Origin of the sequence: Nocardia sp. NPDC005366 (assembly GCF_040606855.1) — a bacterium.
GTDB lineage: Bacteria > Actinomycetota > Actinomycetes > Mycobacteriales > Mycobacteriaceae > Nocardia.
The window spans coordinates 60,752-72,782 of sequence record NZ_JBEXFQ010000006.1 but is presented as its reverse complement, the minus strand read 5'-3'; the positions used below and the strand labels follow the sequence as shown (position 1 = coordinate 72,782).

The following is a 12,031-nucleotide window of genomic DNA, read 5'->3' as shown; positions in this document are numbered from 1 at the left end:
GCTCGCGCCGGAAAGGACTTGGCTGCCATGGCCGTTGATATTCCCGAACACGTCTCGATCGCCGTCATCGGGGCCGGCATCGCTGGGATCGGGCTCGCGGTGAAATTGCGCGAAGCCGGATTCGAGGATTTCCTCATACTCGAACGCGCCGACGATCTCGGCGGCACCTGGCGGGCGAACACCTATCCCGGTGCGGCCTGCGACGTTCCCTCGCATCTGTATTCGTACTCGTTCGCGCCGAATCCCGACTGGTCGCGCACCTACGGCACCCAACCGGAAATCCTCGCCTACCTGCGCGGTGTCGCCGACGAACACGACGTCCAGCGGTATATCCGTTTCGGCGCCGACCTCGAGGAGGCGCGGTGGCGGGAATCGGAGAATCGTTGGCAGTTGCGCACCGGTCGCGGTGAACTCACCGCCGATATCCTGATCTCGGCCGTCGGGCCCTTCAGTGAGGCGCAGATACCGGCGTTGCCTGGGCGCGACACCTTCGCGGGCACACAGTTCCACTCCCTGCACTGGGATCACGGACATGATCTGACCGGCGAACGGGTAGCCGTCATCGGCACCGGTGCGTCGGCGGTGCAGTTCATTCCGGAGATCCAGCCGGTGGTCGGCTCGTTGACGGTCTTCCAGCGTTCCGCGCCGTGGATCGTCTCGAGACTCGACCGAACCACCACCGGTGTGGAGCGGGCCGCGTTGCGCCGGATACCCTTGCTCGGCAAGGCGATTCGCGGCGCGTTCTACGCGGGTATCGAGGGATTCGGGCTGGTCGGCTTCGTCGACAAACGGTTCAGGCACCCCTACGAGACCTTGTCGAAATTGCAATTGCTGCGCCAGGTGCGCGATCCGGAACTCCGTCGCAAACTCACCCCCGACTACGTCATCGGTTGTAAGCGCGCGATCTTCTCCGATACCTATTTCCCCGCCCTCACCCAGCCCAATGTCGAGGTGGTCACCGAGGGTATCCGAGAGATCCGGCCGCATTCGATCGTCACCGCCGACGGCGTCGAGCATCCGGTGGACACCCTCATCTGGGGGACCGGATTCAGCATGCCCGCAGGGGCTTTCGCGCGGATCCACGGCGCGGACGGACAGTCCATCGCCGACCACTATCACCGGCGGCCAAGCAGTTACCTCGGCGCGGCCATCGCGGGCTTCCCGAACTTCTTCTGCACGCTCGGCCCCTTCGGGGCAGCGGGGAATCAGTCCGCGATCTATATGATCGAGGCACAGTTGCACTACATCGTCGACGCGTTGCGGACCATGCGCGACAAGGGATTCGGCCGTGTCGAAGTCAGGCGCGACGTGCAGAGCGCCTTCCTGGACGAGGTCGCCGAACGCAGCCGCGAGACCGCATGGCTGACCGGCGGCTGCCGCAGTTACTACCAGACGGCCGACGGCCACAATTCCGGGCTGTACCCGAACTGGAGTTTCGAATATCGCCGCCGCACCAGGCGTTTCGACGCCGAATCCTATGAATTGAGCGTGCGATGAACCTGACGGACCTGTTGTCCGCGCGCAAACTACTCGCGGCGGTGCCGTCGGTGTCGCAGGGCGCGGGCACGCTCGACCCGCGCGGGAAGGTCGCGCTGATCACCGGCGCCGCCACCGGGATCGGGCGGGCGCTGGCCGAGGATCTGTACGACAGGGGCGCGCGCGTGGCGATACTCGATATCGACGGCGCCGCAGCCTCGCTCGCCGCGTCGCAATTGGGTGACCGCGCGCTGGCCGTCACCGCCGATGTCGCCGACCGGGCGGCCATGCGCGCGGCCGTCGACCAGGTGTACGCGGCGTTCGGGCGGATCGATGTGGTCGTCGCCAATGCCGGGGTGGTGCCCGAACCCGCGACGATCGCGACCATGGACCCGGCCGTCTTCGATCGCGTCGTCGCCATCAATCTGGTCGGCGTCTTCAACACGGTGCATCCGGCGCTGCCGCATGTCATCGACGTGGGCGGACACGTCGTCGTCGTATCCTCGGCCGCCGCCTTCGCGCCGGGAATGGCCGGATCCCCCTATATGACGACCAAGGCCGCCGTCGAACAATTCGGCCGCGCGCTGCGGGTGGAACTCGCGGCGGCGGGCGCGACCGCGGGCGTCGCGTACTTCGGCATCGTCGACACCGCGATGACGCACGGAACCCTCGACGACGACGAATTGGGCCGCGCGGTGGGCGAATTGCTGCCGTGGCCGCTGAACCGCCGCATCTCCGCGCGCGAGGCCGCCGCCTCGGTGGCCGATGGCATCGTGCGCCGCGCCCCGCGCACCATCGCGCCGATCCAGTGGGAGCCCTACGCCCTACTGCGCGGGGCGATCAACGTGGTGCTCGATGATCGCCTGACTCGCGACGCGCGGGTGAAGGATCTGATCCAGCGGGTGGAGAAGCGAGTCCTCGCACAGCGTGCGGGAGTCACCGGGTCAAGCGACTGATTCGTGCCCTGTTCGATCGTGCCGGTACCCTGGGGGCGGTTGATCGCCTCGCTTCGGTGGTAGTACGCGTCGAGATCCGCGACGCGTTTGCCGTCGAATGCTTCGGGTCGCGCACCGATTCATCATGGAGGCCGCGATCAGTGTGGCGGTCACGGTCGTCGTCTCATGCCTCACCGCCGTCGGCATCGGCACTTCATTCAATCCAGCCCCCTTGGGAATTCCCCCCCGCGTGGGGACGTAGACAGCCACCCGGATCTGCCTAGCCGGCTCGTTCCTTGGTAGCCCGCCCTGGTGATCGGACTTACCCTCGATACAGGCTGATGTTTCGAACTGGCAGTACGTGGTGATTGATGGACGCGCGATTGTTTGGGGCGGCGTTTGTGTCGGTGTTTATCGGGACCTCGATGCTGAGGTGGGCTGACAAATGGTCCGCGGAGCCTTGGCTGGTCTGGCCAGGATGGGTTCTGGCTGTTGCAGGGATCGTAGGGATAGTCGCGGGGCTGGTAGTCGAAGCCTGGGACGCGTGGCTGGCGCGGCCGCCGGCCACGCCGCCGGAAACCTTCTCACCGGAGGAACGCGCCGCTCGGAGTCGTGAACTGGACGAGGGGTATGCGCGGCTGCGTGAGCAGCTCGCGCGGCTGCGCGAGCAACGCGACCAGCAGTAGCATGTTTCGCCGTCGGCTGTCGTGTAATACGCAGTCGCTCCTCGCGATTGATCAGACGTCGGGCCCGCGCATGGGAGGGGTGTCGGGCCGCGACACCGCTCAGCCGTCATCGCCGCAACGCGGCGGGATCCCGACTCAGCAACGTCAAGATTCCGCCCGCGCCGACGATCGACCGCAGATGGTTCGGTAGCGGCTCGGTGCTCAGGCTTCCGTTGGGGCCGTGCAGGGCTCCCGACGCGAGATCAGCGCGCACCTCGACATCGTCGGCGAACAGCGGATGGCTCGCGGCGCCGGGTACTCGCACCAGTACGATGCCGAGGTTGAAGCAGTTCCGGTAGAAGATATTGCCGAAACTTTCGGCGATGATGAGCCGAACCCCGCAGCCCAGCAGGGCTTTCGGGGCCTGCTCCCGGCTGGAGCCGCATCCGAAGTTGCGCCCGCTCACCAGAACCGTGCGTCCGGCGAGGCGATCCCGGAACCCGGGGAGAACCCCGTGGAAGGCGTAATCGCCCAGTTCGTGCTCCGGAATCCGGAGGTAGGCACCGGGCAGGATCAGGTCGGTGTCGACGTTGTCGGTCAGGTTGTCCGGCATACGGAAGACGCGTCCAGCGATCGAATCCATCATCGACTGCTCGCGTCGATAGCGCTGCCGACCCGGCCGCTCAGTGCCGCGTTGGCCGCTGTGGTCGGCGAACCGAGATAGACCTCCGATTCGGCGCTTCCGCAGCGTCCGACGAAATTGCGATTCTGCGTCGACACCGCGACCTCCCCGGCCGCGAGCGTGCCGAGGCGGCCCAGACACGCCCCGCAGCCGGGCGGCAGGACGGTGGCCCCGGCCGCCGTCAGTCGGGCGATCGACCCGTCCTCGACGGCACGCTGATAGACCTCGGCGGAGGCCGGGCCGACCAGCAGTCGCACATCGGGGTGCACCTTCTGCCCGCCGAGTACCTGTACGGCCTCGTGCAGATCCTCGAGTCGCCCGCCCGCACAAGAACCGATGAACACCTGGTTCACCTCGATCGGTTCGAGATCGCTCGCCGCCACGGTGCGATCGGGGCGGGACGGCCGAGCCAGCGTCGGGACGACATCGCCGAGGTCGACGGTCAGATCCCACGGGTCGTCGCCGTCCACCGCGCGATCGGCGTGGGTGAGGTCGGCGCCGCGCTCCGCGAGCCAGGCGAGGACCGTGGCGTCCACTGGGAACACCCCGGTCACGGCGCCCATTTCCACCGCGTGATTGGACAGTTTCATCCGGTCGGCCACCGACAGTTCGGCGATCGCCGGGCCTACGAATTCCACCACCATGCCGATGGCCCCGCCCATCCCGACCTCGGTGGTGATGGCCAACGCTAAATCTTGTGCGGTGGTGCCGTTTCCGAGGGATCCGGTCAAACCGACCCGTAGCACTCCCGGCACTTCCAACCACAACCGTCCGGTCGCGAGTACCGCCGCGACGTCGGTGGCGCCGAATCCGATCGCGAGCGCGCCGAACGCGCCGCCGGTGCAGGTGTGCGAGTCGCCACCGACCATGACGGTACCCGGCGCGATCAGGCCGAGTTCCGGTAAGAGTTGATGCGCTATACCCGCTCCGGCGTATACGGGGATGCCGTTGCTCTCGGCGAACCGACGAGCCTGGGCTTGGAGGTCGGCCTCTCGCTCGGTGATCGGCGGGTAGTGATGATCGAAGACGAACACGGTCCGATCGGCCGCGGCCAACTCGGTGATGCCGTGGCGGTTCAGCGCCTGCGCCACCACCGGCCCGGAGCCGTCGTGCGCCATGACGCGGGAGACATCCACGGTGACAACCTCGCCTTCGACGACCGGTCGTCCGGTCAGCGCGGCCAGGATGTTGTACGTCGGTCCTGCCATCTCTACCCTTTTCGACGATCGCGACGACGGTTTCCGCGTCGAACTCAGGGTACGTCGACCACGCCCGCGCCGCTCGATCGAACGACGCCGTCGACAGCGAACCAGCGCGGGGGAATCCGGTCGGCGCGCGGTCTTCCGACGCCGAATCCCCGGAAGCGCCCGAACCCGGAATCCCCGTATGTCTCGCGACCGCACGGGGCGGTCAGTCGGTCGCGTCGGGGAACAATCCGGGCAGTTCGAGCGCGTATTCCAGATCGGCTCGTGTACCCAGGGTGCTCAGCAGCACGCGAATCATCGTCAACCTGGCCTCGGCGACGATATCGGGTGCGGGCTCGGCTCCGGGGCCCGCCTCGGCGGAGATCCGGTAGACGACGTATTCGCAGACGTGCAGCGCCGCGTCGAGATCGAGCTGGCTCGGCGCGGGGCGGCCCAATGCGGCGAAGGTGTCGTGGACGGAGGCCCGGATATCATCGAAGGCCCGTTCCCGATATTCCGACACCGGCGATGCCGGATCGTGTAGTTCGGCGAAGAGCGGACGCAGCATGGCCCCGTGGCCGCGCGCCCAGTCCAGATACGCGTCGATGAGCCGGATACCGAGTTCGACGGGTTCGTCGGTGCCGGACAGCGCGGTTCTGATGCCGCCGACCAGCCCGGCGTTGGAGGCGGTGAGCAGCACGTGCAGCGGTTCCACCGCATTGCCGAAGTAGCGATAGAAGGTGGGGCGGGCCAGCCCGGCCTGTTCGATGATCTGCGCGACGTTCAGTCCCCGTGACCCGGTGCGGGTGAACACCTCGGCGGTGGCGCGCACGATTCTGGCGCGGACTTCTTCGGCCTGCTGCCGCGTCTGCGGTGGCCTGCCGCGTCGTGCGCTACGGGTCTCGGCCGGGTCCGAACCCCTAGGCGACATGGTGATTCCTCACAGGTACCTGCTCAGCGGGGCTGTGGTGCACACCGGAGAGCTTGACACGGGAGGCCACACGAGGATTAATCTAACACTAGTGTTCATTAAATAGGTGCACAGTTCGGCGACTCCGCTGGACCCACCGAGCCGTATCCGTTTCATGAGAGGGCCGACCGATGACGACCGCCCGCAGGCTCGCCACAGAACCCACCGCGCTGCCCTCCACCCTGGTGCAGCCCCTGCTCGACCTCGCCGTCGCGGGCGGCGCGCCCGCCGTCGAGGTGCTCGCCCCCGTCACCGGCGCGAAGATCGCCGACCTGCCGCAGTCGTCGACCGCCGATATCGAACGCGCCTTCGCCACGGCGCGCGAGGCCCAGCGCGCCTGGGCGCAGCGCCCGGTCCACGAGCGGATCGCGGTGCTGCGCCGTTTCCACGACATCGTCCTCGACGAGCAGCAGACCATCCTCGACATCGTGCAGGTCGAGACCGGGAAATCCCGCGCGCACGCCTTCGACGAGGTCGGCGATGTCGCGGTGAACGCCAGGTACTACGCCTCGGTCGCGGGCAAACTCCTCGCCGACCGCAAGCCGCGCGGTGTGCTGCCCGTGCTCACCCGCGTCGATGTGCGGCACCGTCCCAAGGGCGTGGTCGCGGTCATCTCGCCGTGGAATTACCCCCTCGCACTGGCGGTCTCGGACGCGCTGCCCGCACTGGTCGCGGGTAATGCCGTGATCTCGCGTCCGGACAACCAGACCGCGCTCACCGCGCTGTGGGCCATCGCCGCCGCCGAGCGCGCCGGACTCCCGCGCGGGCTGTGGCAGGCGGTACTCGGGCGGGGATCGGTGATCGGTGGCGAGGTCATCGCGCGCGCCGATTACGTCGACTACACCGGGTCGAGCGCCACCGGCCGCACCATCGCCCAGCAGGCCGGGGAACGGCTGATCGGCTACTCGCTGGAACTCGGCGGAAAGAATCCACTGCTCGTGCTGGCCGACGCCGATATCTCGCGGGCCGCCAAGATCGCCATCCGCGCCTGCTTCGCCTCGGCGGGCCAACTGTGCGAATCGATGGAGCGGATCTACGTGCACGACAGCGCGTACGACCGATTCGTCGGCGAGTTCGTCAAGCATGTGAAGGCGATAAAACTCGGCGGCGCACTGGATTACGGCAGCGATATGGGTTCGCTGACCTTCCAGCGTCAACTCGACACGGTGCGTTCGCACGTCGATGACGCGGTCGCGAAGGGCGCGACCGTGCTGGCCGGCGGGCGGGCCCGACCCGATCTCGGCCCCTATTTCTACGAGCCGACGGTACTGGCCGATGTGCGCCCGGGGATGACGGTGTACCGGGAAGAGACCTTCGGTCCCGTCGTCTCGATCTACCGCGTCGGCAGCGACGACGAGGCGATCGCGGCGGCCAACGACACGGCCTATGGACTCAATGCCAGTGTGTGGACGAAGGATACGAGCCGGGGGCGTGCGGTCGCGGCGCGGATCAACGCCGGATCGGTGAATGTGAACGAAGGTTTCATCGCGGCCTGGGGCAGTTCCGACGCGCCGTCGGGAGGCCTCGGCATCTCCGGAACCGGGCGTCGGCACGGTCCAGAGGGCCTGCTGAAGTACATCGACACCCAGACGATCGCGGTGCAGCGCGTGCTGCCGATCGCGCCGCTGCCCGGTATGTCCGAGGAACTGTGGGCCAAGACGATGACGCTGTACTTCTCGGTCATGAAGACACTGCGCCAGAAATAGCCCGCACGCACCGCCGAACGAATGGGAAATCGATGAAGCTCGACACCGTAGCCGGTAAGAAGGTCTTGGTCACGGGCGCGGCCATGGGCTTGGGCAAACTATTCGCCGAGCGCGCCGTGCGCGAGGGCGCGGCATCGGTCGTGCTGTGGGATATCGACGAAGCCGCCCTGAAGGACACCGCCGCCGAATTCACCGCCCTCGGCGGGCGGGTGCACCACTACGTGGTCGACGTCGCCGACCGCGACGCCATCGCCGAGGCCGCCGCCTCGGTGCGCGCCGAGGTCGGCGATATCGACATCCTGGTGAACAACGCCGGCATCGTGCGCGGTAACAGCTACTTCTGGGAAACCGAGAACCGCGCCGATATCGAGAAGACCATGGCGATCAATTCACTCGCGCCCATGTACATCACGCTGGAATTCCTGCCCGCGATGGTGCGCGGTGCGGGCGAGGCCAGGGTGCTGAATATCGCGTCCTCCGCGGGGCTGGTGTCCAATCCGCGCATGAGCGTCTACGCGGCGTCCAAATGGGCCGCGCTCGGCTGGTCGGATTCGGTGCGCATCGAATTGGAGCAGGCCGGGCACGACCACGTGAAGGTGACCACCGTCTGCCCGACCTATATCGACACCGGCATGTTCGACGGCGCGAAGGGGTTCCTGTTCACCCCGATTCTGCAGCAGGACGCGGTGGTCGACACGTCGTGGAAGCAGATGAAGGCGGGTAATCCGCTGGTCATCCTGCCGTGGACCTCGCGTCTGAACAAGGCGCTGTCGGGTCTGCTTCCCATCAAGATGCGCGATCTGTTCCTCGACACCGTCGGCGTCTACCACTCGATGGATCAGTTCACCGGCCGCGACAAGTGAATCGCCACTCCCAGCTGCGGTAATACCTTGGTATTATCGACACACAATGCAATACGAGTGGTGGTATGGAGCCCGGGATCATCTGCGGCGAGCCGGGGTCGAGCCCTGGGAAGTCATGGAGGTCCTGTACTCGCCGAGGCGCTGGCCTCGGCCCGCGCGCACACCGGAGGGCCTGCCGGTACTGACGGTGTGGGGCCGGACCGAACAGGGACGTCCGGTCGTTGTGCTGTTGCGACAGCCCTCCTCCGCGCCGGGAATCTGGGAGGTCGTCATGGCCGCGCCCATGCGACCACACCAAGTGCATGAGTACGAGGCATGGGAGGTCGAGCGGTGAAAGATCTACGCGCAGGCGAGGATCCGGACGCGATCCTGGACTCGCTGACCTACGACGACACGGTGTCGGCACCCCCGCTGCCGCCGACGACCGCCGAGATCGAACACGCCATGACGGTGGTCAGATCACTGAAGATGTCACCGGAGATGGACCGCCGGGTGAAAGAGGCCGCCGCCGCCCACTGCGTCACCCAATCCATGCTGATCCGCCAGTACATCGAGATGGGTCTCGCGGCCGAACAGCCCGAACGAATGATCCCGCTCTCCGACGCCATCCGGGTGCTGTCGAATCTGCGGCCATCGGCCTAGATCTCATCTCGAAGCGACGGGGCCTCGGGTCGACGTCGGCCGCCCGGGCTTGCGTGCGATGACCGCGGTGGCCTCGTACTCCTCGTACTCCTCGTACTCCTCACTCGAGCGGATATGGGCATCCAATCCGTGCGCGCGCAGAATATCGGCGGCGACCGGGGCCTGGGCCTCGCTCTCCTCGACCAGGAGATGACCGCCGGGAGCCAACCAGACCGGAGCCGCGGCGGCGACGCGGCGCAGGATGTCCAGACCGTCGGCGCCGCCGTCGAGGGCTCGGCGCGGTTCGTGATCGCGCGCCTCCGGCGGCATCCGCGCGATCATGCCGGTCGGGACGTACGGGGTATTGCACAGCAGGATATCGATCCGCCCGCGAAGGTCGGCGGGTAGCGGTTCGAAGAGATCACCCTCGTAGACCGATGCGTCCCATGCCGCCAGATTACGGCGGGCGCATGCGACCGCGGCGGGCTCGATATCGGCGGCGACCAGTTCGACGGATATCCGTTCGTCGGCGAGCGCGGTGGCCAGCGCCAGACCAAGAGCGCCCGAGCCGCAACACAGATCGAGCACGACGGGACGGCGGACGCCGAGCGCCCGCACCGCGAGCGCGGCCTCGTCGACCAGGAATCCGGTGCGCTGCCGCGGCACGAAAACCCCTGACGTCACACCCACCCGAATCCCATGGAATTCGGCCCACCCCAGCAGATGCTCCACCGGCGTTCCGGAAACCCGCCGCGATACCAACTCGTCCAGATCCGCGCCCGTCACCTCGGCGGCCTCGGCCAGCAGCGCCGCCTCCTCCTCGGCGAAAACGCATCCGGCCGCGCGCAACCGCGCGACCACCTCGATACCACCCGTCGATGTCACGGCGTCATCCTGCCCCGTCGCACCCGCTGGATGCCAGTGGATTTCGGAGCGCAACGGACCGCCGTGTCCGTTCGCGAGCGGCCGGACGCGGCGGCGGGTGAGTCAGCGCGCGGTGGCGAGCTGGAAGGTGCGGGTGGCGTCCAGGTAGATCCCGCGCTGGTTCGGGCGAGAAGGCGGCGGAAGCTGCGAGATGATCTCATCCATGGAGGTGGTGGCGCCGACGACACGGGTGCCCGCGACGATGAAGTCGGCGACGGCGCGCCGGATGTGGTTGGGGGAGGTGACGACGACCGCGCTCGTCGCGCCGATATCGCGCAGCAGCTGGGTGCTGAACAGCGCGTTCTGCACGGTGGACCCGGCCTGGTTCTCGATGAAGACCCGGTTGGGCGGCAGACCTTGGCCGACCAGCCAGTGGAACATGGCGTCGGCCTCGGCGATACCGTCCACCGGATTACCGCCGGTGACCACCACGGGGGAGAACGGCGAGGCGATCGCCTGCAACCAGGCCCAGGCCAGCCGGTTCACCAACTCCGGGCGCAGCACGCCGCCGGGTAAAAGCCCGTACCCGAGTACGACGATGCCGGTTTGCGGGCCGACCAGGGCGGGCAGCGGATTGGGCAGGGTGCCCACCGCGGCGGCGATGGCGTTGAGCACATTGGTGGTGCCCGCGGCCATTCCCGGATCGACCGCGTTCAGCCTGGCCATCGAATCCGCCAGTGCGGGTAGATCGTTGGCGTATTGGGACCAGATTGCCTGCAGGGACAACGCCTCGGCGTCGGCGGGATCGGCGCCGATGAGGGCACGCAGATCCGCGCGGCCCGCGGCGTCGTCGCCGTTGGTGAAATGGCGCTGGGCGGAGTTGTAGAGATCGTCGGTATCGGCCGCGTGCGCGGGGACGCCGACCAAGCCGGTGAGGGCGACGGCCGCGAACGAGGACGCGACCAGGGTTTTCCAATGCCTCGAGATCTTCACGACAGTTGACACCTTTCCACGCGTGAAACGGGGGTTCTCGGCACGTCAGCTGGCAGTTAGCCGGGGCAAGCTGTCCTTACGATACGGCCGGTCAACGCGATCGGGCCGCAATTGCGAGGGGGGGTCGCGCGAACTGTGTCGGCCCGCGGCGGCACTCGGGCGGTGCGGCGCGATCGGTTCTCCGGCCTCCCCGATAGGGTGGAACACCGTGGATACCGTTTCGCTGACCGGCAAGGAACTCGCCGCCGCCATCAACGCCGACACCAAGGCGCGCGCCGCCACGCTGACCGCGGCGGGGACCGCCCCGCGCCTGGCTCTCATCGTCGCCAATGACGACCCGGCCAGCGCCTGGTACGTGAACTCGCTGCGCAAGGCCGCCGAGCGACTCGGAATCGACTGCGACCGCATCGATCTCGGTGCCGAGGCGAGCGCCGACGCCATCCGCGCCGAACTCGCCGCCCGCAGCGCCGACGCCGCGGTCGACGCCATCATGTTGCAGACCCCGCTGCCCGCGGGCGTCACCCTGGACGACGTGAGCTCGTCCATCGTCGCGACCAAGGACGTCGACGGCGTCAGTCCACTGTCCCTGGGTCTGCTCGCCGCCGGTCTCGACGGATTCGTGCCCGCCACTTCCGAGGCGGTGGTGGAACTACTGAAGCATCACGACATTCCGCTCGCCGGTCGGCACGTCGCCGTGGTCGGCCGTTCCAATGTGGTCGGCAAACCGCTCGGGCAACTGCTGCTCGCCGAGAACGCGACCGTCACCATCGCCCACTCCCGGACCGGCGACCTGGCCGCCGTGACCTCGGCGGCAGATATCGTCGTCGCCGCGGCCGGACGCATCGGACTCGTCACCGGCAAACATATCGCCGACGGCGCGGTCGTCGTCGATGTCGGCACCAATGAATCCGCCGACGGCGCCATCGTGGGCGATGTCGAGGCGGAGTCGGTGCGGGGCAAGGCTTCCGCTCTCAGTCCCGTCCCCGGAGGCGTCGGTCCGGTGACGACGGCGCTGCTGATGCGTCATGTCGTGGTGTCCGCGGAAAAGGCGCGCGCCCACTGACCTTCGCCC

Annotated in this window: 13 protein-coding genes; 8 read left to right on the top strand and 5 right to left on the bottom strand. The window is 67.6% G+C overall.

Annotated features, from left to right (window positions below; translation table 11 throughout):
- Positions 1 to 27: 27 nt before the first annotated feature.
- From ABZS43_RS09100 to ABZS43_RS09090, 3 genes are all read left to right on the top strand, one after another.
- A complete protein-coding gene (locus tag ABZS43_RS09100; RefSeq protein ID WP_355035300.1) occupies positions 28 to 1,497 on the top strand; it encodes an NAD(P)/FAD-dependent oxidoreductase in 1,470 nt (489 codons plus the stop codon).
- The gene (locus tag ABZS43_RS09095; protein ID WP_355035299.1) at positions 1,494 to 2,432 is read left to right on the top strand and encodes a short-chain dehydrogenase/reductase; all 939 of its coding nucleotides are present in this window, start codon (positions 1,494 to 1,496) and stop codon (positions 2,430 to 2,432) included. Before ABZS43_RS09100 ends, ABZS43_RS09095 begins: the two co-directional genes overlap by 4 nt.
- A gap of 350 nt (positions 2,433 to 2,782) precedes the next feature.
- Positions 2,783 to 3,097 (top strand): hypothetical protein, encoded by a 315-nt coding sequence (locus ABZS43_RS09090; protein WP_355035298.1) that lies wholly within the window; start codon positions 2,783 to 2,785, stop codon positions 3,095 to 3,097.
- Positions 3,098 to 3,203: 106 nt separating this feature from the next.
- On the opposite strand, the gene ABZS43_RS09085 is transcribed toward ABZS43_RS09090, so the two are convergent.
- The 3 genes from ABZS43_RS09085 to ABZS43_RS09075 all read right to left on the bottom strand — a co-directional run bounded on the left by ABZS43_RS09085 (position 3,204) and on the right by ABZS43_RS09075 (position 5,873).
- Positions 3,204 to 3,719, bottom strand: coding sequence for a hypothetical protein (locus ABZS43_RS09085; RefSeq protein ID WP_355035297.1), 516 nt, complete (start codon positions 3,717 to 3,719; stop codon positions 3,204 to 3,206).
- The gene (locus tag ABZS43_RS09080; protein ID WP_355035296.1) at positions 3,719 to 4,966 is read right to left on the bottom strand and encodes an aconitase/3-isopropylmalate dehydratase large subunit family protein; all 1,248 of its coding nucleotides are present in this window, start codon (positions 4,964 to 4,966) and stop codon (positions 3,719 to 3,721) included. Before ABZS43_RS09080 ends, ABZS43_RS09085 begins: the two co-directional genes overlap by 1 nt.
- Before the next feature lie 202 nt (positions 4,967 to 5,168).
- Entirely contained in the window at positions 5,169 to 5,873 is a 705-nt protein-coding gene (locus ABZS43_RS09075; RefSeq protein WP_355035295.1) for a TetR/AcrR family transcriptional regulator, read from the bottom strand.
- A gap of 170 nt (positions 5,874 to 6,043) precedes the next feature.
- On the opposite strand from ABZS43_RS09075, the gene ABZS43_RS09070 reads away from it, so the two are divergent.
- From ABZS43_RS09070 to ABZS43_RS09055, 4 genes are read left to right on the top strand one after another with little or no spacing between them, the layout of a single operon-like run.
- Positions 6,044 to 7,618 carry a succinic semialdehyde dehydrogenase gene (locus ABZS43_RS09070; protein ID WP_355035294.1) on the top strand — a complete coding sequence of 525 codons (1,575 nt, stop codon included), beginning with the start codon at positions 6,044 to 6,046 and terminating at the stop codon, positions 7,616 to 7,618.
- Between the two features lie 32 nt (positions 7,619 to 7,650).
- Positions 7,651 to 8,481 carry an SDR family oxidoreductase gene (locus tag ABZS43_RS09065; RefSeq protein ID WP_355035293.1) on the top strand — a complete coding sequence of 277 codons (831 nt, stop codon included), beginning with the start codon at positions 7,651 to 7,653 and terminating at the stop codon, positions 8,479 to 8,481.
- A gap of 46 nt (positions 8,482 to 8,527) precedes the next feature.
- Entirely contained in the window at positions 8,528 to 8,815 is a 288-nt protein-coding gene (locus ABZS43_RS09060; RefSeq protein WP_355035292.1) for a hypothetical protein, read from the top strand.
- The gene (locus ABZS43_RS09055) at positions 8,812 to 9,123 is read left to right on the top strand and encodes a hypothetical protein (RefSeq protein ID WP_355035291.1); all 312 of its coding nucleotides are present in this window, start codon (positions 8,812 to 8,814) and stop codon (positions 9,121 to 9,123) included. The genes ABZS43_RS09060 and ABZS43_RS09055 overlap by 4 nt, the downstream gene beginning before the upstream one ends.
- Before the next feature lie 3 nt (positions 9,124 to 9,126).
- Here the strand turns inward: ABZS43_RS09055 and ABZS43_RS09050 are convergent, their stop codons facing one another.
- Complete coding sequence (locus tag ABZS43_RS09050; protein WP_355035290.1) at positions 9,127 to 9,987, bottom strand: putative protein N(5)-glutamine methyltransferase; 861 nt, start codon at positions 9,985 to 9,987, stop codon at positions 9,127 to 9,129.
- 102 nt (positions 9,988 to 10,089) lie between these two features.
- Positions 10,090 to 10,959: a YdcF family protein gene (locus ABZS43_RS09045; RefSeq protein ID WP_355035289.1), complete on the bottom strand. Its 870-nt coding sequence runs from the start codon at positions 10,957 to 10,959 to the stop codon at positions 10,090 to 10,092.
- Positions 10,960 to 11,167: 208 nt separating this feature from the next.
- Between ABZS43_RS09045 and ABZS43_RS09040 the strand changes: the two genes are divergently transcribed.
- A complete protein-coding gene (locus ABZS43_RS09040; protein WP_355035288.1) occupies positions 11,168 to 12,022 on the top strand; it encodes a bifunctional 5,10-methylenetetrahydrofolate dehydrogenase/5,10-methenyltetrahydrofolate cyclohydrolase in 855 nt (284 codons plus the stop codon).
- Positions 12,023 to 12,031 lie beyond the last annotated feature (9 nt).